At 59.7% G+C, this 23,444-nt stretch carries 14 protein-coding genes and 7 pseudogenes; 5 read left to right on the forward strand and 16 right to left on the reverse strand.

Annotation, left to right across the window (positions count from 1 at the left end; translation table 11 throughout):
• Window positions 1–36: 36 nt before the first annotated feature.
• The 5 genes and pseudogenes from JCM25414_RS17685 to mlaD form a co-directional block, all read right to left on the reverse strand.
• Window positions 37–1,330: pseudogene (locus JCM25414_RS17685) on the reverse strand (alpha,alpha-trehalose-phosphate synthase (UDP-forming)); the annotation flags it as partial.
• Window positions 1,330–2,070: pseudogene (otsB, locus tag JCM25414_RS26975) on the reverse strand (trehalose-phosphatase). The pseudogenes JCM25414_RS17685 and otsB, both read right to left, overlap by 1 nt.
• 132 nt (window positions 2,071–2,202) lie before the next feature.
• The gene (locus JCM25414_RS21505) at window positions 2,203–3,033 is read right to left on the reverse strand and encodes a DUF2155 domain-containing protein (protein ID WP_025841047.1); all 831 of its coding nucleotides are present in this window, start codon (window positions 3,031–3,033) and stop codon (window positions 2,203–2,205) included.
• Complete coding sequence (locus tag JCM25414_RS17700) at window positions 3,030–3,236, reverse strand: hypothetical protein (protein ID WP_035442747.1); 207 nt, start codon at window positions 3,234–3,236, stop codon at window positions 3,030–3,032. Before JCM25414_RS17700 ends, JCM25414_RS21505 begins: the two co-directional genes overlap by 4 nt.
• Entirely contained in the window at window positions 3,233–3,733 is a 501-nt protein-coding gene (gene mlaD / locus JCM25414_RS17705; protein WP_035442748.1) for an outer membrane lipid asymmetry maintenance protein MlaD, read from the reverse strand. The genes JCM25414_RS17700 and mlaD overlap by 4 nt, the downstream gene beginning before the upstream one ends.
• A gap of 219 nt (window positions 3,734–3,952) precedes the next feature.
• On the opposite strand from mlaD, the pseudogene JCM25414_RS06075 reads away from it, so the two are divergent.
• From JCM25414_RS06075 to JCM25414_RS06090, 4 genes and pseudogenes are all read left to right on the forward strand, one after another.
• Window positions 3,953–5,505: pseudogene (locus JCM25414_RS06075) on the forward strand (TSCPD domain-containing protein).
• 29 nt (window positions 5,506–5,534) lie between these two features.
• Window positions 5,535–5,999, forward strand: a complete 465-nt coding sequence (locus JCM25414_RS06080; RefSeq protein ID WP_025841050.1) for a RidA family protein — start codon at window positions 5,535–5,537, stop codon at window positions 5,997–5,999.
• 86 nt (window positions 6,000–6,085) lie between these two features.
• Window positions 6,086–7,239, forward strand: a pseudogene (locus JCM25414_RS17710) (GNAT family N-acetyltransferase).
• A gap of 165 nt (window positions 7,240–7,404) precedes the next feature.
• Window positions 7,405–7,596 carry a hypothetical protein gene (locus tag JCM25414_RS06090; protein WP_025841051.1) on the forward strand — a complete coding sequence of 64 codons (192 nt, stop codon included), beginning with the start codon at window positions 7,405–7,407 and terminating at the stop codon, window positions 7,594–7,596.
• 36 nt (window positions 7,597–7,632) lie between these two features.
• Here JCM25414_RS06090 and JCM25414_RS17715 read toward each other — a convergent pair.
• The 5 genes and pseudogenes from JCM25414_RS17715 to JCM25414_RS06110 form a co-directional block, all read right to left on the reverse strand.
• Window positions 7,633–9,611, reverse strand: a pseudogene (locus JCM25414_RS17715) (M1 family metallopeptidase).
• A gap of 199 nt (window positions 9,612–9,810) precedes the next feature.
• Window positions 9,811–10,068 (reverse strand): hypothetical protein, encoded by a 258-nt coding sequence (locus tag JCM25414_RS24670; RefSeq protein WP_242403393.1) that lies wholly within the window; start codon window positions 10,066–10,068, stop codon window positions 9,811–9,813.
• A gap of 79 nt (window positions 10,069–10,147) precedes the next feature.
• Window positions 10,148–11,041: a hypothetical protein gene (locus tag JCM25414_RS17720; protein WP_242403394.1), complete on the reverse strand. Its 894-nt coding sequence runs from the start codon at window positions 11,039–11,041 to the stop codon at window positions 10,148–10,150.
• 574 nt (window positions 11,042–11,615) lie between these two features.
• Window positions 11,616–12,902: pseudogene (gene ahcY / locus JCM25414_RS17725) on the reverse strand (adenosylhomocysteinase).
• Window positions 12,903–13,029: 127 nt separating this feature from the next.
• A complete protein-coding gene (locus JCM25414_RS06110) occupies window positions 13,030–13,398 on the reverse strand; it encodes a hypothetical protein (RefSeq protein ID WP_148300967.1) in 369 nt (122 codons plus the stop codon).
• A 261-nt stretch (window positions 13,399–13,659) separates the two neighbouring features.
• Here JCM25414_RS06110 and JCM25414_RS17730 point away from each other — a divergent pair.
• Window positions 13,660–14,691, forward strand: a pseudogene (locus JCM25414_RS17730) (CorA family divalent cation transporter).
• A gap of 39 nt (window positions 14,692–14,730) precedes the next feature.
• Here the strand turns inward: JCM25414_RS17730 and JCM25414_RS06120 are convergent.
• From JCM25414_RS06120 to JCM25414_RS06150, 6 genes are all read right to left on the reverse strand, one after another.
• Window positions 14,731–15,255, reverse strand: coding sequence for a 2'-5' RNA ligase family protein (locus JCM25414_RS06120; RefSeq protein WP_025841053.1), 525 nt, complete (start codon window positions 15,253–15,255; stop codon window positions 14,731–14,733).
• A gap of 106 nt (window positions 15,256–15,361) precedes the next feature.
• Window positions 15,362–15,655 carry a formylglycine-generating enzyme family protein gene (locus tag JCM25414_RS25855; protein WP_199897602.1) on the reverse strand — a complete coding sequence of 98 codons (294 nt, stop codon included), beginning with the start codon at window positions 15,653–15,655 and terminating at the stop codon, window positions 15,362–15,364.
• Window positions 15,624–16,298 (reverse strand): SUMF1/EgtB/PvdO family nonheme iron enzyme, encoded by a 675-nt coding sequence (locus JCM25414_RS17735; protein ID WP_199897603.1) that lies wholly within the window; start codon window positions 16,296–16,298, stop codon window positions 15,624–15,626. The genes JCM25414_RS25855 and JCM25414_RS17735 overlap by 32 nt, the downstream gene beginning before the upstream one ends.
• Before the next feature lie 78 nt (window positions 16,299–16,376).
• A complete protein-coding gene (locus JCM25414_RS06130; RefSeq protein ID WP_025841054.1) occupies window positions 16,377–18,761 on the reverse strand; it encodes an arylsulfatase in 2,385 nt (794 codons plus the stop codon).
• A 647-nt stretch (window positions 18,762–19,408) separates the two neighbouring features.
• Complete coding sequence (gene trhO, locus JCM25414_RS06140) at window positions 19,409–20,338, reverse strand: oxygen-dependent tRNA uridine(34) hydroxylase TrhO (protein ID WP_035442749.1); 930 nt, start codon at window positions 20,336–20,338, stop codon at window positions 19,409–19,411.
• Between the two features lie 347 nt (window positions 20,339–20,685).
• Complete coding sequence (locus JCM25414_RS06150) at window positions 20,686–23,031, reverse strand: TonB-dependent receptor (RefSeq protein WP_025841056.1); 2,346 nt, start codon at window positions 23,029–23,031, stop codon at window positions 20,686–20,688.
• Between the last annotated feature and the right edge of the window lie 413 nt (window positions 23,032–23,444).

Below are 23,444 nucleotides of genomic sequence, written 5' to 3' on the forward strand. Positions count from 1 at the left end.
CTTTTGTCTCTCTGAGCATTTCGAGAAAATTATCGGCCAGTTTGCAGCCGTATTCTGGGTGACGTCTCGGTGCAGAGCCTGCCAGCGTCTTTGCCGCTCTTCAAGGCTCATTGTGATCCCGGCATGAATTGCATCGGCAATGCTTCATGATCATAGGGATTGACCATGAGCGCTTCTTCCATTTCCGGTGCAGCACCGGCCAGGGAAGAGAGAATGAGTGCACCGGGATCTTCGGCACTCTGGGCCGCAACGAACTCCTTGGCGACCAGGTTCATGCCGTCTCGAAGGGGGGTGACGAGGGCAACATCGGCGATACGGTGGAACCCGGCAAGCACTTCGCGCGGCACGGACTGGGTCAGATAGCGTATGGGCGACCAGTCGAAATTGCCGTGCATGGCGTTGATATGACCCGCCATCTCATCCAGCTCACGACGCAGGCGCGATAGCTGGCCACACCAGCGCGAGAGACCGGGGTGATCTGAAGCAGAACCGTCTCGCCCTTGTGCTCGGGATAACGGTTCAGAAACGTCTCGTAGCCATGGATGCGTTCGGGGATACCCTTTGAGTAGTCGAGGCGATCGACACCGAGAATGAGCTTGCGCCCACGAAGCGAGGCCTGCAGGCGCTGCACCTCCTCGGCCATCATGTTGTGGATGGCCTGCTCGCCGAACTCGACCGGATCGATGCCGATCGGGAAATGGGCGGCGCGGTTGGGCAGGTTATTGGCCTCGAAACAGCCATCCATATTGCGGGCGTCTTCGGCGGTCTGCACGCCAATCAAGTCATATGCGGCCATCTCGCGCAGCATTTCCTCGGCGCAAGGCAAGACGCGGGTCACGCTCCATGGCGGAAAGGGAATATGCAGGAAGAAGCCGATCTTGGCTTTCACCCCCCGCCTGCGCAGCTTCGCACCGAGCGGGAAGAGGTGATAATCGTGGATCCAGATCGTGTCGTCATCACGAAGCAATGGCACGAGCTGATCGGCGAAGAGCGCGTTGACCTCGCGATAGACCTTATAATCGATCCGTTTGTAGTCGATGATCCCGATACGATAATGGCAGAGCGGCCAGAGCAGACCATTCGAGAAATTCTCGTAGAAATGCTCGTATTCGCTGCGCGTCAGATCGATCGTGGCGTAGGTGCAGCTCTCATGCGTATCGAGCTTGGCAGTCTGATCTTTCGACTGGCTGGTGTGGCGGCCCGACCAGCCGAACCAGAGGCTTTCAGTGCCGCGCACGGCATCGCGTACGCCCACGGCGAGGCCGCCTGCGGGCTGGCTGCGTTCACGAGGGGCGGGAACACGATTGGAAACGACAACGAGGCGACCCATCAGGCATTCTCCCCAAAGCGGGCGAGCCAGGCCCGAAAAGCATGGCCGGTCGGAAAATCATCGGGAATGAGATAGCCATAACCCCCAAGTGCTTTCGCAGCTCGCACGCCATCCATATCGGTCACATCATCGCCAACGAAAACGGGAACACGCCCGGCGAAAGGAGCTGTGCCATCAAAGCTTCGACAGCATTGCCTTTATGGATACCTGCAAGGCGGATCTCCCACGCCATCTTGGACGGGTGGATCTCGAAAACATCCTGCCCGGCAAGCCAGGACTCGATAGCCACCTTGAAGGGCACCTCGGCAGCAGGATGGCCGCGATAATGCAGCACTAGACCGGCTTTCTTGCATTCCAGGGCCGTATTCGGGAAAGCCTTGACAAGGGCCTCTGCCTGCTGGTGCCAGAGGGAGGGAACAGGGCTGGCACTGACTGGCTCCTCAGCCCCGTCAGCTGCGGCGCAGGGTCAAACCATGCTCCCCAGCAACAGCAGTGGGAATGCCAGGCAGGAAATGATCGATCTGGGCGATAGGTCTGCCCGTCACGATGGCGAGGGCACCGCCACAGATCTCTTTCAGGCGCAGGAGGGTGTCGATGAGGCCGGGTTCAACCTGAACAGAGTCAGGGGTCGGTGCAATATCGACCAAAGTCCCGTCGAAATCGAGCAGAAAGGCCGTGCGATCCGGTGAGGGAACAGCGAGACCGAATGACGGAGAGGCCGAGGGAGAGGGGGTTGTCATGAGTCTGATAACTTCCTCATTGATACGCGGTTGCACCGAAATGCAGGGTCAGCCGCGTTATCACCCTCAAATCTGATCAGAATATGGTCAGACGGTCATTTCTGCCCGTGACTTATCTGATCTGTCAGTAACTCACTGATTATAGGGCTGAGGCGGCGGAAGCGCCTGCTCGTTGCCGCCCATTGTGCTACTGCCAGAAAAAGGGGCCAGCTGCATCGGGCCGCCCGCGTCCTGACGCGGGGGTTGACCGGGCGTCTGATAGGGGGCCTGGCGGGGCGCAGCGGATGCTGGATGCGAAGGCGTTGCCACCTCCCCGAAGGGAGTCAGAGCCGTCGGGCCACCGGTCTGCGCGGCGGAAGGTCTGGCCGGAAGAGATCCCGAAGGAACGTTCGGCAATGTCTGCGACGGTAAGGCGCCGGGTGCTGCAGCATGGTTGGGGTCGTCCAGATCGCCCGGTTGGTTCTGTGCGCCTTCGGGTGTCGCATTGGACAGCACGGGTACGACTGACTGGGGCAACGGAGCCAGAGCCGGATCGACCTTGGGACCGGAGCAGGAAATGATGGCGACGCCGTAAAGCGCGCTCTTGTATCCTGTCAGCGAGGGCTCTTCGGCCAGAATCCAGCCTTCATAATGTGCGCCCGGATCGGTGTCGTCGCTTGTGGTGATCAGGGCTGCGGAATCGCTGGGCAGGGTTTCGGGGCGCTCGACGCAGCGCGTGACGCCAAGATGCAGGCTGCGATACTGAGCTTGCCCGCCGACCGGGATTCTCAGGGTCTCGATATGGGAGTCGGTACGGTTGAGCACGCGGAGTACCGCCTCGCCGCGCCCCTGCCACAGATCGGCAGGGTACATGACGGGTGGCGCGATGGCCTCTGCCGCAAGAGACGTGGGGATAACCGCACAAGGCGCCATGGCGAGAGGCAAAGCGACAAGCATCGCCGTTCGGGAGAGGGCGCGTTTCATGCGTTGAGCTCCTTGAGTGCTGCGACCATATCGACCAGATGGCGTCGCATCGCGTCTGGATCGACTCCCATCAGCAGCGCGTCTTCGAACACATCCTGCAGGGTCTGGCGCAGCTCGGTCTCGTTTTCTCTCAGCACCTTGAGTTTCTCGACGCAGGCGATGGGGGCGCCCTGACGATCAATCCAGCGGGTGGGGCTGCTCATTGGGCAGCGGCCTTGCGGCTTTTATCGAGCGAGTCCGTCACAGAGAAGATGAACTTGCTCAGAAGCTGTTCGAGACTGATCGCGCCCTGTGTCTGCGACACGATGCCACCCGGCTTGAGGTTTTTCTCATCACCGCCGGGAGAGAGGGCAATGTATTTGCCACCGAGAAGGCTGTCTGAGGTGACGATGGCCGCGCTATCGGTCGGCAGTTCAATTCCGTCACGCACCGTGAAGTTGACCTCAGCACGATAGCTTTTGGGATCGACCGTCTCGGAGGTCACATGACCAACTGTTATGCCGGCCAGCCGTACGTCGGAGCCTACTGACAGCCCATCGATCTGGTTGAAGACGGCGCGCAGCGTATAGCCATCCGTGCCGCCCTGACTGCGCCCCAGAACGGCCAGCACCAGAAGCCCGGCCAGAATGGCAAGCACCAGAAAGCCGGTCGTCAGTTCGAGAAGATCGCGACGGGGACGAACGCCAGACAATGAACTCATGGTGATTTGGAACTCACAGGCTTGGGCCGCGCAAGGAATGACGCAGGAAAAACGATCCGTTTCAGTCCTACAGGCTTCGCTTGCCAGCGTCCATCACCCTGCCCGGGATTGGGTCGGGGAATGTTATCCACCATATCCCCATTATGCGGACCATTATCCCCTGTCTGCGCGGTCGAATGCCCCTTTTCCAGCCCCGATTCGGAGCCTAGATTCACAGGCATGACAACGCTTCTCCAGTGGAACGGGGTGCGTATGCGCATCGCGCATGTCGCTGCCGATCCTGACGATCTCGCCCTGCGTGCCGTAACGCTTCCTGCCAGTTGGGAAGACGAGGCGGCGGTTGCGCTCCTGCAGCTTTCGGGCGCGACGGGCGCCTTGCGCCTGTCGGGCGAAGCCGCACGCTGGCTCGACCGTCTTGGCAGCCTGCCTGCCCTGCCCGGCGAGATGGAAAATCTGTGCCTGCGCTGGGTCCGGCTCTTGCAGGCGGCCTGCTAGCCCGCCAGATCGCGCCGTTGGCCGCGTTCTGGCAGGGGCAGGTTGATCGCCGTTCCGGTTTCGTGGTCAATCTCGCTGCGTTTGTCCAGGAAGGCGATTTCGACGGAGAGCGTTTTGTCGAGACCCTGCGTCTCGCCTGCGTGGCGCTGCGTCGGTTGCATGCTGTCAACGGGCCTATGCTTAATGGCGAATTGCCGCTTTTCGATGCCCCCTCGACTTCCGCGCCGGAGCAGGACGGTCTCGGTGGTCCGGCAGGCACGCTGCTTCTGACCAACCTTGATAGTTGTCTTGCCCTGATGGGGCTCGATTACGACAGCGAGAGCGGGCGCGATGCCGCCTGCTATCTGAGCTGGCTTGCGACGTCTCTCGCCCGTCAGGGCGCTGGCCCCGTGCCGCTGCCCCCCATCTCCTGCCCGATAGCCGGGCTCGAGATCACAGGGCGCCAGATACGCGACGAGATGGAAGACAGCCTGCCCGATCTGCCCAACCGCGCTCTGATCGAAACCGGTTTTTCCCTGCCCGGCCCTGTCGATGCATTGCTCGGTGTCGAATCCTGCGGTCTGGCGCCAATCTTCTCGCCGCTGCGCGCCGATGGTCATCTGCGTGTAAGTGCCATGTCGCGTCTGGCCCATCGCGGGCTGAGCCTCGAAGCGGCTCTGGCTTCTGCCGTTCTCGGCGAGAATCCGCTGCCGCAGCCAGGGCCGCAAGCGCATCTGTCGATGCACCGCGCCCTGACGGGCTTCGTCGATCGTATGCCTGCGCGTCCCGACCCGCGCGTCTCGCTGCCGCTCACAGCGCGTCTGGAACGCGGTGCGCGTCGCCCTCTGCCCGCCCGCCATGGCGGGTTTACGCAGCGCACAGCCATTGGCGGCCATCGCCTCTATCTGCGCACGGGTGAATATGAAGATGGCTCGCTCGGCGAGATTTCCCTGACGCCGGGGCGTGAAAGCTCGATGGTGCGAGGCCTGCTCGAAAGTGTCGGTCAGGCCGTCACGATCGGCCTGCAGCATGGCGCGCCTTTGTCGGCTTATGTCGAGCAGTTTGCGCATACCCGTTTCGGGCCTGCGGGCACGGTCGAGGGTGACCCGGTGGCGGCCTATGCCTCATCGCTGCTTGATTATGCATTCAGGGCGCTGTCAGATAGCTATCTGGGCAAGCGTCTGCCCGACAGTGCGCCGGAAGATCCTCATGTGATCGAAGAGGATCCGATGTTGCCGCTCGATATCCCCGGTGATCTCCCCCCGCGTGACCGCGGCAGGCTGCGTCTGGTCAGCTGAGGGGGCACCCTCAGCAAGGAGACTGGTCCATGTCTGAAACACCGTCCATGCGCCTCGCAGCGCTCGGCCTTCATCTTCCCAAGGCGGCGGCACCGGTCGCCACCTATGTGCCGGTGGCGCGAACGGGTTCGCTGCTCGTCGTGTCAGGGCAATTGCCGCTTTCTGGTGGCACGCTCAAGGCGACGGGAAAGCTGGGTGAGGACGTCTCTCCCGAACTGGGGCGCGAATGCGCCGAACTTTGTCTTCTGAATGTTCTGGCGCAGGTCCAGGCCGAGCTGGGTGATCTGTCGAAGGTCAAGCGCATCGTGCGTCTTGGTGGCTTTATCGCCTGCACCCCCGATTTCACCCAGCATGCCACAGTCATGAATGGCGCGTCCGATCTGGCTGTTGCCGTGTTCGGTGATGCTGGGCGTCACGCACGCTCGACGATCGGTGTGCCCTCCCTGCCGCTCGACGCGCCTGTCGAAGTCGAGGCGCTGATCGAGATCGTCTGATCTCTGAATGTGAGCTTCTGCCGTTTTTCAATCGTGACCCTTTGACGGCGGTTGATTCGGTCTCAGGGACGGCCCACATGCCCAACATGACGGACTGGTCCCTGACGCTTCACGCTTCCATTACCGAAATAGGTGCCGCTGCGTGGGATCGCTGCGCGGGGGATGACAACCCCTTTCTCAGCCACGCGTTTTTTCTGTCTCTGGAAGAAAGCGGCTCCGTCGGTGCGCGGACGGGCTGGCTGCCGCGCTATGCAGCCTTGCGTGATGGAGACGGGCTCGTAGCGGTGGCGCCCCTTTTCCTCAAGGGGCACTCCTACGGGGAATATGTTTTCGATCAGAGCTGGGCGCGCGCTTACGAGCAGGCAGGGGGACAATACTACCCCAAGTTGCAGATCGCCGTACCGTTTTCCCCTGTTAGCGGGCAACGTCTCCTCATAGATCCCGGCCAGCTGGCGCAGGACACGATCAGGGCGTTTTCGGCGATGCGCTGCGTCAGGCCTGCGAGGAACTCGGCCTCTCTTCCGTCCATATGAGTTTCTGCACTGAGGCCGAGCAGGATGTGCTTGCTGGTCATGGCTGGATGAAACGCATCGGGCTGCAATATCACTGGCATAATCAGGGTTATGCCGATTTCGAGCAGTTTCTCGACGCTTTGGCCTCGCGCAAGCGCAAGGGCATCAGGCGTGAGCGGCGTGAGGCGCAAAGCTGCGGTCTGGCGTTTCGCACATTGCGCGGGCCGGAAATCACGGCGCAGGACTGGGACAGGTTTTACGCATTTTACCAGGCGACAATCGATCGCAAATGGGGGCAAGCCTATCTGACGCGCAGTTTTTTCACCGCACTGTCAGAGCGCCTGGGCGACCGCATAGTGCTGATGCAGGCGCTACATCAGGGCGAGCCTGTGGCAGCGGCGCTCAATCTAGCCGGGCGCGATACACTCTATGGACGCAACTGGGGCTGCGAAGGCGACTGGCCCTTTCTGCATTTCGAGTTGTGTTATTATCAGGCCATCGATTTTGCCATTGCCGAAGGTCTGGCACGGGTCGAGGCAGGCGCACAGGGCGAGCACAAGATCCAGCGCGGCTATCTGCCGAGTCTGACCTTTTCCAGCCATTTCATACGCGATCCGGCCCTCGCCAGGGCCGTGGGGCCGTTTCTGGAAGAAGAGCGTGCAGCGATTTTGCAGGAGAAAGAGGGACTTGCCTCGTTCTCGCCCTATCGGCATGAAAATAGTTGTTGAGAACGACTCTCACTATCATATAGGCTGAATTTCTCGTCAGCACGCGGGGGCGCTCTCCGCGTCTTTCCGAATGGCTCTTCGGCCTTTCGGATCGTTGTTTTCATGCGCCTTATCCGTCTGATGGAATGATCGGGTCGGAGGGTGCAGTCGTGAGGGTCAGACTGAATGATCAGATATCTTTCGACCGGTGCCGCCGATCTTTCCCGCCTGTTGGCGCAGAGCCATTCGGCACAGCCATCGCCCGTCTGGGCTGAAGCACAGCTTTTTTTCGGCTTCGATTCCGTCGAGCGCAACGAGGCCGCAGGCCTCGTGACGTCCGGTGGCTGGGCGGAACATGCCGAGGCCGTCGCCGGTTAAGGTCGACCCTCCTGCTCGGTGCAGGAGGGCTGTGACTCAGGGATGAGCCGTGGTCGCAGGAGTGATGACCAGCCCGTTCCGGTCAGGCATCGGCAGACCCTGATCTGGGTCGAGCGCAATGGTCTTGACTGCACCATGATCGGGGAAAGTCAGGCTCAGCCTGTCATGCAGCATCCAGCTTCGGTGGGGATAACCCGGTCGGTCCTGGAGCCATCCTGCAAGGTGATGCGCAGCTTCACGGGCAGCATCAGCTTGCCCTCGTTGCGCACGCCGACGCTGATCGTGCTTTGCTCACCTTGTTTGGCAGGGCTCTGAGAGAAGCCGTCCAGACGATATTGCGGCCACCAGTTTTCGAAGTACCAGCCGCGCCAGAACCAAGTCAGATCTTCGCCCGCCTCGCTCGACATGAAGCGGAAGAAATCCGAAGGCGTCGGGTGTTTGAATGCCCAGGCACGGATATAGGCCCGGAAAGCAGGATCGAAGCGGTCTGGCCCGAGGATTTGCTCGCGCAGCAGCATCAGTCCGTAAGCCCCTTTGAAATAGGTTACTTTGTGACGGTATTTCTCGGGTACGAGTTCGGCTGGCATCATCAGGGTCGGGGCGTCTGAAGCCGTCAGGACCGGTACGATATCCTTGGCCGGATCGCCGGTTTCGGGCGCGAATTCAGCGTCTTTTTTCGGCGCATATTCACCATGATTGAAATGCTGCGAGGCGTAGGCATCGATGAAAGTGTTGAATCCCTCATCCATGAAGGCATGACGGCGCTCATTGCTGCCAACGATCATCGGAAACCAGCCATGACCGAGCTCATGGGTGGTGATCCAGAACAGAACGTCGTTCTTGTCCTGCCAGCCATCGAAGACGATGCCGGGATATTCCATGCCCGCGCCATGTCCGCCCAGATTGACGGCGTTGGGCCAGGGATAGGGGTACCATTGCGACGAGAAATACTCGATCGCGTGTTTCACATACTCCGTAGAGCGGTCCCAGGCCTGAGGGCCTGCGCCTTCACGCGGATAAACCGACATGGCAAGACGAGGTTGCGGCTTCTGGCCCCTGGCCACAGGAAGGGCGGGCAGGTCGAGTTTTGCAGCGTCCCACACGAAAGCCGATGAGGCGGCAAAGGCGACGTCTCGCGTGTTCTCCATATGGAAGCGCCAGGTCTTCTCGCCAGAGCGCGCCAGATGGCTCGCCTGGTCGAGCACGTCCTGCGGGGTACGGATCAGCACCCGCTTGTCGCTTTTCGCCGCCTCGGCCAGACGTGCGCGCTCTGTAGCGGTCAGCACGTCCTGCGGGTTGGTCAGCGCCCCGGAGCCGACCACGGTGAAGTTCCACGGCACGGTTACGGCATAATCGATGGTGCCGTATTCGAGATAGAATTCCTGCCCGAGATAGGGGAGCGTGTCCCAGCCACGCAGATCGTCATAGACGCAGAGCCGGGGATACCATTGGGCGACTTCGAAAATGGTCCCGTCCTTGACCGGGGTGACCGCCGTGCGTCCGCCCCATTCACCGGGAATGGTGTGATGCCAGGTGACGTGAAGCTTCAGCACATGCCCGGAAGCTGCCAGAGGCTCTGGCAGACTGACCTGCATGCGGGTATCGGAAATACGGAATTTCGAGGGGGTTTCGACGCCGTTCGCCTCGATCGTCACGCGCTCGATGGTATAGCCCTCGGAACTGGCCGGATGCCAGTCGGGAAAAGCCACCCAGGAGCGGGAATCCTTGCGGTACAGGTTCTGGTCGAGCTGCAACCAGAGCACGTCGAGCGTATCGGGGCTGTTATTGGTATAGGTGATCGTCTCGGTGCCGGTCAGCACGTGGCTGGCCGTATCGATGCGCGAGTCGATGCGATAATCGGCACGGTTCTGCCAATAGGCTGGTCCGGGGCGCCCGGAGCCGCTGCGCCAGATATCGGGCGCATCCGGCAGGACCAGCGTGTCGAAGACGGGCGCATCGATAGCGGCATATTCTGGCTGGGGGCCGGGCGCGCTGCAAGCGCCGTGCCCAGGCAGGACGCCAGACCGAAAAGGGGGATAAACAGACGCATCGGTAAGCAGCCTCGTTAACGAAAAGATAAATCTCTTCGCCAATCGTTTCACTTCCGATCTCAAGGCACAAGCCGGTTTTCACACGAGGCACGCATCGCCCGAGCAAACAGGCGAAAAACAGCTCCCCGCGGAAGTGCCGGAACGACCGTTTATGCTTTCGGGCTCAGACGGCCTGCCAGTGGGGTGTCTGGACCTTGTAGGGGGTGTCGAACTCCTCGATCAGACGGCTGAACATGTGGTGGTCATGCACGCTGGTCGGCGCGAGTGGCGCGATACCTGAAAGGTCGCGATGCATCAGGCGGTTGAGCGCGCGATTGAATACGCCCGGCCCTGTCTTGTAGGCGATGAACAATCCTGGATGCAGATAACAGTTACGGTAGACGTTAAGCAGACACTCGTTCAGCAGGGGGCTCTGCGGCACCGACCCGAAGAAGTCGTTATGAACGACGTTATTATGTGTGAGGAATAAGACGTTTTCTTCCTTGCGATCAAGAATGAACTCAAGAGCTGTTCGTCACGAATGCGGATATCGGCATCGAGCCACCAGCCGCCCAGTGCCTGGATGACATGAACGCGAAGGATGTCCGCCGCTTCTGCGGGATGCGTGCGCCAAGAAAGAGCGAGCGGGCCTCGACGCCATAAACTTCGTACAGCCATTGCTCGGCTTCGGATTTATCAAAAATCTTGACATCGAGCCCGGTGATCTTGCGATGAAAGTCGAAATTCCGTGCAATCTCTTCCGGTGGGTTTTTGTCCCAGTAGAGGAAGAGCTTGTTCGGAATGACACGCGTGGTTCCGCATCCTTTGGAGAAAGGAAGGTTCGCCGCGAGCGCGAAGCCGAGATAGAGGGAGTCGATTTCCTCGCCGGTGTGAAATTCCTCGAACGCATTAGCGGTCAGCCGCATGGCGCCTGCCGGGTCGCCTTCGCGCCACGCTTTGTGAACGCTTTCAATGAAATTGGCGTGCGGAATGCTCACCGCGCGTAATTCAGCCACTTCCTGGGTGGGCAGTTCCTGCCCCGCCTTCATCAGACAAAGCAGGCGGGCCTGAAGCAGCGACTGGGCCAACGGATATTCGCCGGGGTTTTTCGAATGCAGCTCGTAGGCGATGCGGTAGAAGCGCGAGGCTTCCTTCACGCGAAAGCTGGTATGCAGGATATTCGCAAGGGTAAAGGCGTGCATGACCGTCGTGCAGCCATTCTGCTGATAGAAAGCGAATGCCTGCCCGTCATCTGCAAAATCCTGCTCGGTAAGGGCGTTCAAACCTGTCAGGTAATCCGAGGAGGGGATCACAGGCATGGACACATCGCCAGATGATGAGTCATCAGCTCTGAGTTCGTCCCAAGCGTCGATATCGGCCAATGCAGGGTCTATCCCCGAATGCTTGCTGTCCATCGCCCTCGAATTCCCGCTTCTGTGACAAATCGCTTTGGCAACCTATCTCACATCGGTATCGAGATGTCCATTCTTCGCGAAGGACAGTAATTGGCGGTGATATACGCCATATCTTGTTACATAATATATAATGATTACACTGTGAGGTAATAGTGATCCAAAGTTGATGGCATGCGGCTTATTCATAAGATGCCAGTTGCAAATCATCTCAGCCGATAAACTCGCCCGTCTCTCCGCATGATCGCGTGTTCATTTCCGCGTGCGGTCTGAAATGACTATATTATTTTACTATAGTGTCAGTTTCTATACGGACTTGCGGCTGTCTTTTCGGCTCTCAGGCAGTGTGTCTGACACATTGATCGATTGAATTGCGTCTTTGTGGGCATGACACCCGGCATCGGACGCGATCCGCAAAAAGTGCACATGCGACAGGTGACGACAAGGTTTCGGGGCGACAGTCCAGCCCAGCGTCCTGCGCGCAGAGAACAGGCTTTCTGCAGCGCCCGCATCCCTGAAAATTTCCTTTCAGGGATGGTGATTCTGGAGGCAGGACGTGCTCCTGCCTCCAGCCGTGTCAGTAGCGGTATTCTTCGTGCTTGAACGGACCGGCAACCGGCACGCCAATGTAATCGGCCTGCTTGTCGCTCATTTGGCTCAGCGCGGCGCCGACCTTGGCGAGATGGAGCGCAGCCACCTTCTCGTCGAGCTTCTTCGGCAGGGTGTAGACCTTGGTTTCATACTGGCCGGGCTTGGCCGTCCAGAGTTCGATCTGGGCCAGGGTCTGGTTGGTAAAGGAAGCCGACATCACGAAGGAAGGGTGACCCGTGCGTTGCCAAGGTTCACGAGACGGCCTTCAGAGAGCAGGATGATGCGCTTGCCATCGGGGAACTCGATCTCGTCCACCTGCGGCTTGACGTTGTCCCACTTGTAGTTACGCAGCGCTTCGACCTGAATTTCGCTGTCGAAATGGCCGATATTGCACACGATGGCGCGGTGCTTCATGTCGCGCATATGCTCGACGGTAATGATGTCGACATTGCCCGTGCAGGTCACGAAGATGTCGCCACGCGGTGCAGCGGCTTCCATCGTCACGACCTCATAACCTTCCATCGCGGCCTGAAGGGCGCAGATCGGATCGACTTCGGTCACGAGCACGCGGCAGCCTGCATTGCGCAGCGAGGCGGCAGAGCCCTTGCCCACGTCGCCATAACCGGCAACCACGGCAACCTTGCCGGCCATCATGACGTCGGTGCCACGGCGGATGGCGTCCACCAGGCTCTCGCGGCAACCATAGAGATTGTCGAATTTCGACTTGGTGACGCTGTCATTCACGTTGATGGCCGGAACCTTCAGCGTGCCCTTCTTGGCCATCTCCCAGAGGCGATGCACGCCCGTGGTCGTCTCTTCGGACAAGCCGCGCACGTCGTTCAGCATTTCGGGATACTTGTCGTGCATCAGCACGGTCAGATCGCCACCATCGTCGAGGATCATGTTCGGCGTCCAGCATCGGGACCCTTGATGGTCTGCTCGATGCACCACCAGAACTCTTCCTCGCTCAGGCCCTTCCAGGCGAAAACCGGCACGCCCGTTGCGGCGATAGCGGCGGCTGCCTGATCCTGGGTCGAGAAGATGTTGCAGGACGACCAGCGCACGGTGGCGCCAAGGGCCGTCAGCGTTTCGATTAGAACGGCGGTCTGGATCGTCATGTGCAGACAGCCGGCGATGCGCGCGCCCTTGAGCGGCTGGCTTGCGCCATATTCCTCACGAAGCGCCATCAGCCTGGCATTTCGCCTTCGGCAATGGAAATCTCCTTGCGGCCCCATTCGGCCAGGGCGATGTCGCGCACCTTGTAATCGGTCATTCTGAAACCCTTGTTTCTCTGATGAGGGGCATTTGTATAATGCGAGTTCCGCCATTCGGCCAGCGCGCATGAAAAACGCCCGCTCCTTTCGGGGCGGGCGTTGTAGAACGGTATTGCCGACCGGAGTTTACTGCTGGGCAGATTTATCCGTGGTGGTCGTCTTCCGGGTGTGGTGCTTGTGTTTGGTGGCCTTCTCGTGCTGCGGCGACGAGATAGGCATCCTGTCCGACATTTCACCAGTTGGCGTGGCTGTGCCGGTCGGTGCGCCTGGCACCTTGGGGTCAGGCTGCTCGTTCATCTGGTTCTTGTAAGTCTGGTTCTGTTCGGTCGGGTTATGGATCTGGCTGGACTGGTTCTTGAGCGTCTCTGCCTTCTGGGCCGAAGGTGGCACGTCGCTATCTGTCGCGGTGCTGGCCTGAGCGAGGGCAGAATGGGCCGCAAAAGGGGCCGTCAGCAGCAGGGATGCGGTCAGGGCGGCTTTGAATGCGTGTTTCATGACAGGCTCCTGTCGAAAACCGGGAAGAGGGGCGTCCAGCATGGTTCTTGTTTTTAAAGGACGGTCAGACGAACTGGTAACAAACCGGCAGCGTTCCGGTTTCCTTGCCTGTATATTAAGGTTTGAAACCGGTTGCCTGTCTCGGGCACACATGCGAGAGAGCGAGCGGCGCGCTGCCCGCGCCCCCGATCCCTCACGATGGAGGATGGCATGTCCAACACACGCTCGCAGCTGCCGTTCTCAGTCGTCGCAGGCCAGGACATGAAGCCGAACGGCGTCCTGCCCCATGGCATCGCCAACGGGCTGGTCTGGGCCATCAGCGCGGCCGGGTGAAGACCCTGTGCCGCTCGAGCCGCATGAGATCGAGAGCCTGCTCAACGATCGCACGCCGCCCTCGAATTATCCCAAGCCTTCCGAAAGCTGGGCATGGCTGCATTTCGATACGGTGCACAGCTCGGCACGCCAGCATGTGGCCACCCTGCCCTGCCTGCCCGAAGATGTCAGCGCCATGCTGGCCGAAACCGAATATGGCGTCATGCTCGAAGCCCTGCCCGGTCTTGTCTGGGGTGCGCTACCCGCTTTTGACGACGCCGTGTCGGAGGAGGATCGCGATATCTGCGCCTGGCGTTTTGCCATGCGCCCCGATCTGCTCATCACCACGCGTCGCAATCCTATTCCGGTGCTCGGTGCTGCGTTTCGCACGCTGCGTGCAGAATCCATCCCTCGCAGCCCTGCCGGCGTGATCGATCGCGCTTTGCGCGAGTTTACCGGCAGCGTGCGGCGTCAGATCGGCAAGCTCGATGACGAACTCGACCGTGCCGAAGATGCACTGCTTCTGATCGAGCGCCGCACCGATCTGGGTCATCTCGGTGGTATCGTCGGTAAAGGCCGCCGCCGCGCGACCGAGCTGCGTCGCGTCGTGACCCCGATCGACCGTGTGCTGCGAGACGAAGATCTCGAACTGCCCGAATGGGCAGAGGACGAACTGCGCGACCGCACCGAGCGCCAGGTTCATGCCGCGCTGGATGACATGATCGCGCTTCTCGACCGGGCCCGCTCGCTGCAGGATGAACTTGGGTCTTCACAGGCCGAAGAGACGAACCGTCGCCTTTACATTCTGACTGCCGCCACAATTCTCATGTTTCCTGCCACGCTGGTCACCGGATTTTTCGGGATGAACACGGGCGGCATGTATCTGGCCAGCGGGCAATATGGCACCCTCGAGGCTGGCTTCGTCTGTTTTGTCGCATGATCCTGACATGGGTATTTCTCAAGCTTGCTCGCCTGGTCTGATAGACCTCAAGGGGCATCGGGAGCGGTAAAACTCAGCGATCAATCAGTGTTCGGTCGAGCAAAAGGCACATGTGCCACTTTCTCCCACGGTCCCCCGAGATAGCGCCATAAATTCAGCGCGGCCGCGTATGTCTCGTGTCTTGCCGACTCATCCGCGAGTTGTGCGTGCAGAACGCGTGCCTCTTGCGGTGACACCTTGTTCTGCACGGTCAGATGCGGTTTCCAGACTGCCTGATCCTGTCTCGTCAGACAGTCTTTGGGCAGGCACGCGCAGACGGCCTCGCGTATGCCGGCGCCATCGGGGCAGAGCAGCCGATAGGCGACGCCCCTACCCAGTAAAAAAGGGGCTCCGATCCGTATCAGAGGTGCGGGACGTGTCTGTCTTATGACCTCGAGAATAGACGGCTCATGCGCGGCGGGGAGCGCATGGAAAAGCGTGACATGCGCCGGTACGATGTTCCGGTCGCGTGGAAAATGGAGATCGCGCTGCGCCTGAGCCCAAGTCTGTTCTTCAGGCGCGAGTTCTAGCGTCAGGATCAGCGGTGCGTCCGGATGGGGGTTCAAGACAATAAACTCCTGCCGCAGCCGGTTTCATGGACCGTGCAGAGCGTTTGATCCCCCTCAGCGGTTTCCCCCGGGGAGAACATGGAGCGTTTTTCCAGCTATGCGGTTACGGTCGCCAGATACAGCGAAAACCCACATGGCTCGTGGAGCTGTCAATCGTCTGGGGATGGCGCGCCGCAGGGCGGTAGCGTTGGCAGTAATTCTCGGCGCAGAGATGTGACCCACCCTTGATGACCTTGCGTCCCAGACGCGGACCGGCAATGCCGCGATCGATGCTTTCACGCAGTGTCCCCCCGCGTGGGTCGGAGCTGAGGCAGCATGGGCGGCTTCTCGTATTGGCGAGCTGGCGTTCGGGAAGGATGTACCAGTCATTCGTCCATTCCCAGACATTGCCGATCATGTCCGACAGGGCGTAGCCATTGGGAGGATAGGACTACAGGGGTTGTACGATACCCGTCGGTACGAAGATTGCTGGAGGGAAAGAGACCGCGCCAGTAATTGGCGAGAACAGTGCCCTCCGGCTCCAGCGCGTCGCCCCAGGCGTAATCGGTATCTTCAAGGCCGCCACGGGCAGCGTATTCCCACTCTGCCTCCGTCGGGAGCGACTTGCCGATCCATGAGGCATAGGCGCTGGCATCGGCATGGGTGACGTGGACGACTGGATGATCTTCCAGCCCCTCAAGCGAACTGTCGGGACCGGTGGGATGGCGCCAATCGGCACCAAGGACAAACCGCCACCAGTTGCGTGGGTCATTGGTTGGAACAGGAACCGGGCTCTTCTGGAACACCAGCGAACCCGGATGAGCCAGGTTCGGGTCCATGTCTGGGAAATCATGCGGGTCCGGGGCGATTTCCGCCGTGGTACGATGGTCGGTCGCTGCGACGAAAGCGGCAAAGTCTCGGTTCGTGACGGGCGTTTCGTCTATCCAGAAGGCCGTAACGCGCACACGTCTGCGCGGGCGTTCTTCAGGATAGAAACGATCGGAACCCATGTGAACGATGCCAGCGGGGATCGGGCGCATGGCGCGCAGCGTATCGGACATTGGGGTAATCCGGACAAGTTGATCGAGATGAAACTGTGTATCCCGGGAGGGGACGTTGCAGCGACCCCTCGGCGTGCCTCATGGCAAGGTGATATGGGTCTGACCCAGGGAGCCGTCGAACGGCTTGCGTGCGGCCGGATCACGGGAAACCTGTGAGCCGCGATCCTGACCGATATCGAAGGTCTCGGAATAGGACGCCATCACCGAGGGATAGAGATGAACCGCGCCATGGGCGATTTCCTGACCATCGGCCAGTAGACGGATTGTGCCATCGGCGGCCCGGCGTGCAAGCGGAAGGGCTGCTGTCGGAGGTTTGTCGGGCGTAAAGCTGAAGCCGAGCTCATGAACAGTCGCCGCCAAGGCGCCCGAGCTGGAGATCGTGTCACGGTGCTGACCGAACGCATTGTTCTCGAAGACGAGATGATGGTCCTTTTCGTACAGAACCCAGCCGCCCAGACGACCGCCTTCAGCGAGGATGACGCCCGAACCGGTGGGAGAGGGTTTTACGATTTCGGTACGGAGTGTATGCGCCGGGCCGATGATGTTCGGGAGGACGTTTTGCGGCAGGCCTGAAACGTCGGGTTCGTATGTAAAGCTGCGTTGATGTGGATCGGAGATGGTGGGTGCGCCTATCGGGAGCGGTACGAGCGGGAATACGTTGTTGCGCAGGCCCTCACGCGTGAATTCTGCCTTGAGCGCCTCAAGCCGTTTCGGATCGCTCGTTGCGAGATCGTTCGCTTCGCTGAAATCCTCGGCAACGTAGTAGAGTTCCCACCGGTCGTTATCCGGATTATCGCCGAACACATGGTTGAGCGCTGTGGAGAGATTCCACGGGTCGTAATTGCGTTTGGCGGCGGCAACCCAGCCATCCTTGTAAATGGCGCGATTACCGAAGATCTCGAAATACTGCTCGGTATGCGTTTCGGGCGCATTCGGGTCTGAGAAGGTTGCTTTCAGGCTGTGGCCCTCGAACGGGATCTGCTCTACCCCTGCAATGTCCTTTGGCAGGGTTTTGCCGATGACATCGAGGATTGTCGGGGCAATATCGTTGACGTGAGCGAACTGCGACCTGACACGCCCGGACTCTGTCGTGTGGCCGGGCCAATCGACGATCAGCGGATTCCGTGTCCCGCCGAAATGGGATGCGACCTGCTTTACCCATTTGAACGGTGTGGTCGTCGCCCACGCCCAGCCCGCGGCATAGTTGTTCGCAACGTCAGGGCCGCCGAGTTTATCGATATTGGCAAGCTGAACCTGCGAACCCTCGGGCGCTCCTCCGAGCTTGCTGGCCTCGTTGACGATCGTCCCTTCGATACCGCCCTCGGCACTGCCGCCGTTATCTCCGATGATATAGAAGATCAGCAGGTTATCCCCGCCCGGGCGCTTGCGCAGCGTATCGACCAGACGGCCTATCTCCGCGTCTGTTTCTTCCATGAATGCCGAATAGACTTCCATCTGACGGGCGTAGAGGCGGCGCTGGTCCTGCGGAAGACTGTCCCAGGCCGGCAGGCCAGCGGGGCGTGGGGTCAGCTTTGCGTCCTGCGGGACGACTCCCAGTGCTTTCTGGCGCGCAAAGGCCTCTTCGCGATAGCGATCCCATCCACCGTCGAAGCGGCCCTTGTTGCGCTCGATCCATGCTTTGGGGACCTGATGCGGCATATGGACGGCACCGGTTGCGAAATACAGGAAATAGGGCCGGTTCGCGGCTGCTGCGTCGTGATCGTCAACCCAGGCGACTGCACGATTCACAAGGTCCGGGGTCAGATGGTAACCCTGATCCGGTGTCCCCGGAGCCGGGATCGACGTGGTGTCGTTATAGAGATGGGGCTCCCACTGATCGTCCGTACCGGCCATGTAGCCGTAGAAATGGTCAAAGCCGAGGCCTGTAGGCCAGTGAGTGAACGGACCAGCCGGTGAGATTTCCCATTTGGGTGTGTTGTGCCATTTGCCGAAAGCGGCAGTGGAATAGCCATCGGTCTGCAGGATGCGGGCGATCGACGCCGTTTGCGGATTCCAGACGGTATCGTAAGCCGGAAAACCGGCAGCCAGATCCTGAAGATTGCCAAATCCGACCTGATGATGATTGCGCCCTGTCAGAAGAGCCGCGCGGGTGGGAGAGCAGATGGCGGTGGTGTGGAAACGGTTATAGCGCACACCTTCGGCTGCGAAGCGCTCGATATTGGGCGTACGTGCTGCCCCACCGAACGCCGAACTGACGGCAAAACCCGCATCGTCAATCAGGATCAGGAGGATGTTGGGCGCACCCTGAGGTGCCTGCACAGGTGCCGGAAAAGCGGGTGTCGATGTGGCGCGGGTCAGCCCGACATGACCGGCGAAGGGAGCGGCCTGGCTCGAGGCGCGAGCGCCCGAGGGCCAGACGGACAGGGCGGCGGTCGAGAGTGCCGATGCGGTAAGGAACGCAATCAGTCTGTTCGACGTGAAGGATCTGGGACGGGGGCGCATTGACGTGGCCTTGCTTTACAGGGCGGGGGTAAAAGGCTGGGATCGTGGCGTGATCCTGAACGTGATGACCGCATCAACATCGAGGATGGCGCCGTCTGCCTTTCGCTTCAGGCTTGTGCCCGCCTGAGAAGGTGACCGGCCAGAGACGGGATATTGTCCCGGGAGCGACGTGGCCTGCAGCATGCAGAGTGTCACGCTGCATCGAGCCCATGCGATACGGCGCGATCGCGAAGCCGCTTTCGCGGCCACGCGCGATCGCTATGGCGCAAGGTTCTTTGGCTGCTCTTTGATACGTGTCTGTCTTCGTCACCGAAAAACACTCTACATTTTTGTATAATCGTGTTCTCGTATACACGAAAATCATTACGTCAATTTAGTAAACCACCATAGATTGGCGCATAAATAAATTACAACCGTAAGTTTTTGGTTTTTTGCGTTTGGTATGGGAGAAACGACGACGTGGCTCACCGGGCAGCGCGGCGATGGCGTTCTTTGCGGTCGGTGCACGCGGTATGACGATGTCGGCAAAGCGCGACGAAGCAATCCTGCCCCCCTTGCGCGCGGGGAGCACAGGAAGTTTTCGGCTTAGGGCCTCTGAAAAGGATAGCAGGCCGGTCGGAAGAAGGCGCGGCCTGCCTGCGGCGAGGTTATTCGCCGCCGATATGATGCGTGCCGCGTGCGCGTGCGAGGTCTTCCTGTTGCTGGCGGGCAGCGTAGCGCGCGCGCTGGATATCGGTGCGTTCGGTCGCGCAGGCAGGGCACTGGACGCCTTCGACGTAAAGATCCGATGTTTTATCCTGAGCTGAGACCGGGCGGCGGCAGGCATGGCACAGATCATAGGCACCGGGTTCGAGGCCATGGCGCACGGTGACGCGCTGGTCGAACACGAAACATTCACCTTCCCACAGGCTTTCGGCTTCCGGCACGTCTTCGAGATATTTCAGAATGCCGCCCTTGAGGTGATAGACATCTTCCACGCCTTCGGAGAGGGCGAAGGCAGTGGATTTTTCGCAGCGTATGCCGCCTGTGCAGAACATGGCGATTTTCGGCTTGCGTCCCTCGGCCTCGAGCGTTGCGCGTCTGGCGCGAAACCAGTCGGGAAACTCGCGAAAGCTCTGGATATCGGGATCGATGGCGCCCTTGAAGGTGCCCACGGCCACCTCATAGTCGTTGCGTGTATCGATCAGGATCGTGTCCGGGTCGGCAATTAGGGCGTTCCATTCATTGGCAGGCACGTAATGGCCGACACCGGCCAGGGGATCGATGTCGGGCTGACCCATGGTGACGATCTCGCGCTTGAGGCGCACTTTCATACGATTGAAGGGCATGGAGTCGTCGTGAGAGAGCTTCCATTCCAGAGCATCGCAGCCGGGCAGTGTGCGGATATAGGCGAGAATGGTGTCGATGTTTTCCGGTGTACCCGCGATCGTACCGTTGATTCCTTCACGGGCCAGAAGAAGCGTTCCTTTGATCCCGTGGTTGAGGCATTCCTGCAGAAGCGGTTCGCGCAGGGCGGCCGGATCGGCAAACGGGGTGAAACGGTAGAGAGCCGCGATGCAGAGGGGCGCCTGCGTCATGATTGATCTTCCTGAAACCTGAAAACAGCTTTTCGGGGGTCAATAGCGCAGAAACCGGCTTGGGGCCTATCAAGAATGGCCGAGGATGAATCGGAACCGCGCCGAAGTCTGATGAAAAAAACCGGTCTTGCGGGCCAGTTCCCGATGCGCGCTGCCGCGCCGGGCATGATCTGCTGACGAGGGCTGTACTGGATATCGCTCGACGATCAACTGTCGTTTCGAGAAAGGGAAGGCCGCTATCAGGGACCGCGTGCCGAGCGAAGCGTCTATTGCCTTGTCTGAGCAGAAACCGCCTTTGCCTCCATGCTGGGCGAAGGCGGGATCTGTTTCATCAAATGCGGTAGTAATCAGTAGTTCAGGCTGATTTGACCGAGGAAGGTGCGACCGCCAGAGGGTGTGGCGCGGTTCGAGAACAAGCTCTGGTAATTCAGACGGTTCGCAAGATTGTAGCCGTTGAGCGACATCCTCCAGTGCTTGCCCAGACGATGCGAGATGACAGCATCGAAATCGAGATTGGCCGGCACACGCAGGGTATTGGTCGTGTTCAGCCAGACGTGCTGGCGCCAAGTCATGCCGCCGCCGAACGAAACATTATAGGGTGTGCTGGGGAAGGCTTCATAGACCGACCAGAGGGTCGCCTGATTATGCGGCACATATTGCACCTGTTTGCCTGTAGCACCTTCAGTGCCAGAGCTCAGCGTGTCGCTATCGTAAAGCGCGTAGGTGGCCGAGATATTCCACCCGCGCATGATCATGCCGCTGACCGAAAGCTCGAGGCCCTGGTTACGCTGCTTGTCGCTGGAGCTGCTTACTGAGCCGGTTACCGGATCAGCAATATCGGCGTTGTTCTTTTCCAGCCTGAACAGCGACGCAGTGAAGCCCATGCGGTCATGGAAGGCGCTGTATTTGGCGCCCACTTCATAGAGCGTGGCTTTTTCGGGGCTGGCGAAGGAATTGGTGCCTGGACGGATCGGCACCGAGCCGTTGGTCACATACATGCCGCTCGGGGTGGTCGAGGTTGCCCAAGTGAAATAATAGGTCTGATGCTCGTCCGGCGTACCCACGAGGCTAACATTGGGGTTAAAGACGCTGCTGACCTGATGATAATGGATATCGGGATTGGTCTTAACGTTGCCGCCGGTCAGATTATAGCTGGTCTGCCAGCGATCCCAGCGGAACCCGCCCTTTACCGACAGCCAGTTGGTCAGCCAGATCTGATCGTAGAAGAACAATCCGGTATCGAAGCCATAGCCGTTGGAATGGGATTTGGCGCCGAGCGCGCCGAGAGAGACCAGTCCGCCGGGATTCAGATCGCCCGGAACCAGAAGCAGATTGCCGACATTGGGGTTGGGATTGACCAGCGACGCATAGGGCTTGGCCTTGAGATAGGTCGATTGCGAGCGCACATCATTGACGCGTTCGATATCAAAGCCGGTCACGATCTGATGTTTCAGGAAGCCCGTGCGAAAATCGGCAACCATCGAGCCGACATTCTGAACCGACCAGCTTGTCTGCTGATAGGGCAGGGGTGCCATGGTGGTGCCCGGTCCCTTGCCGTTACCGGCCCCGCTGGGGCCGGAGCGTGCGACGAGTGCTGAAGCAGGATGGCCAAGAAAATAGTTGTTGACGCAGGTGGTATCGCAGGTCGCCTTCGAGGCCGCGAAAGTACGGTAGAACTGCCCGCCCCGCAGATCGTCGAAGAACTTGATATGGTCGTTCAGCTTATAGGAGAAGCGTGCCGTTTCCATATTGTCGTTGGTGGCATTCTGGTCGTTGTTCGTTCCGTAGAAATTGGTCCGACGAATACCGTATTCGGTGATCGGACCGCCAATCCTGGCACCCGGCGGCGTGACGACAGGCACACCGAAATCGGGGATCGAGTTCTCCTGCTGGTGCATATATTGCAGCACGAGCGTAGCGCGATTACCGAGACCGAAAGCGATCGACGGTGCGATGCCCCAGCGATGCGAATAAAGGAAATCACGACCGACGATATTATTCTCGTTGCCCATGCCGGTTATGCGGAGCGCCGTGTGGTCGTCGAGCTTCTTGTTGACGTCGAGTACGCCACGATAATACGAGCCCGATCCCCCGTTGAACTCGGCTGAATAATGATCGGTCAGGGTCGGTGTCTTGGTCACCATGTTGATGGCGCCACCCGTGGTGCCGTTGCCGAACACCTCGGATGACGGGCCCTTGATGACCGAGATCGTCTCGAGATTGAACGCGTCGCGGCTATAGACGCCGAAATCGCGCAGCCCGTCCTGATAAATGTCGTTTTGTGCCTGAAAACCGCGGATCAGGAACTGGTCGCCATTCATGCCGCCAGCACCCTCGCCGATTGATGAAGTAACGCCCGGCACGTTGCGCAGGGCTTCATCGACCGATTTCACGTTCTGCTGCTTCATCAGCATTTGCGGGACGATGTTGATCTGCTGCGGCGTGTGCAGCGCATCCTGCGGCATGCGCGAGAGGCCGATCGGGTCTTTCAGCGTATTGAAGCCGTTGCCCATGACCGTGATCTGCTCATCGGTCTTGTCCTTCTCGCGTTTCTCTTCCTTGCGTTGCCGCTGCGGTTTCCTGTCCTTGTGAGTATCGAGATCGTCTGTTGCAGCGTGAGTCTGAGTCGATCCGAGAATGATCCCGGTCAGCATCGGCAGGAGGGACAAGGATTTGCGCGTGGGGGAACGCATGGGGCGCGACACTCCGTTAAGTTGCGAGGGTTTCGCAACTGCATATTGAAAGCGCGACTGAGTCTCAATTGATTTGTGGCAAAATGTGTTTATAAGTTTCTCTAGTGTTAAAAATGAAACAGTTAACGATGGGAGCCTCTCGCACAGGTCCTTGATCGTGAAAGATCGTCCATCCTGTCATTGTGAAAGATATTCTTCGTCATGCGTCAGGTAATGCAGGCCGGATGGCCTCTCGCCTGACGCTGGATATTTGGCGAATGCCGGTGTCGGGCCAAGCCGGTTAAAAAACATTCCTCCGCGTACCGTCTGTCACGGGGCTCACGAAACAGTCTCTTGATCTGGAGGGCTTTTTGGGGAAGGTCCGACAGGACGCCTTCTCTGCGGCTCATCTGGCTGTGGAGAGAAAAACACGG

This window comes from Asaia platycodi JCM 25414 (assembly GCF_000614545.1).
Classification (GTDB): domain Bacteria; phylum Pseudomonadota; class Alphaproteobacteria; order Acetobacterales; family Acetobacteraceae; genus Asaia; species Asaia platycodi.

Bases quoted from the DNA above. Each gene is read 5' to 3' on its own strand.
- JCM25414_RS21505 (WP_025841047.1), bottom strand. From the start codon at position 3,033: ATGAAACGCGCCCTCTCCCGAACGGCGATGCTTGTCGCTTTGCCTCTC.
- JCM25414_RS17700 (WP_035442747.1), bottom strand. From the start codon at position 3,236: ATGAGCAGCCCCACCCGCTGGATTGATCGTCAGGGCGCCCCCATCGCC.
- mlaD (WP_035442748.1), bottom strand. From the start codon at position 3,733: ATGAGTTCATTGTCTGGCGTTCGTCCCCGTCGCGATCTTCTCGAACTG.
- JCM25414_RS06080 (WP_025841050.1), top strand. From the start codon at position 5,535: ATGTCTGAAACACCGTCCATGCGCCTCGCAGCGCTCGGCCTTCATCTT.
- JCM25414_RS06090 (WP_025841051.1), top strand. From the start codon at position 7,405: ATGATCAGATATCTTTCGACCGGTGCCGCCGATCTTTCCCGCCTGTTG.
- JCM25414_RS17720 (WP_242403394.1), bottom strand. From the start codon at position 11,041: ATGGACAGCAAGCATTCGGGGATAGACCCTGCATTGGCCGATATCGAC.
- JCM25414_RS06110 (WP_148300967.1), bottom strand. From the start codon at position 13,398: ATGAAACACGCATTCAAAGCCGCCCTGACCGCATCCCTGCTGCTGACG.
- JCM25414_RS25855 (WP_199897602.1), bottom strand. From the start codon at position 15,655: ATGATCGGCAATGTCTGGGAATGGACGAATGACTGGTACATCCTTCCC.
- JCM25414_RS17735 (WP_199897603.1), bottom strand. From the start codon at position 16,298: ATGTCCGATACGCTGCGCGCCATGCGCCCGATCCCCGCTGGCATCGTT.
- JCM25414_RS06130 (WP_025841054.1), bottom strand. From the start codon at position 18,761: ATGCGCCCCCGTCCCAGATCCTTCACGTCGAACAGACTGATTGCGTTC.
- trhO (WP_035442749.1), bottom strand. From the start codon at position 20,338: ATGACGCAGGCGCCCCTCTGCATCGCGGCTCTCTACCGTTTCACCCCG.
- JCM25414_RS06150 (WP_025841056.1), bottom strand. From the start codon at position 23,031: ATGCGTTCCCCCACGCGCAAATCCTTGTCCCTCCTGCCGATGCTGACC.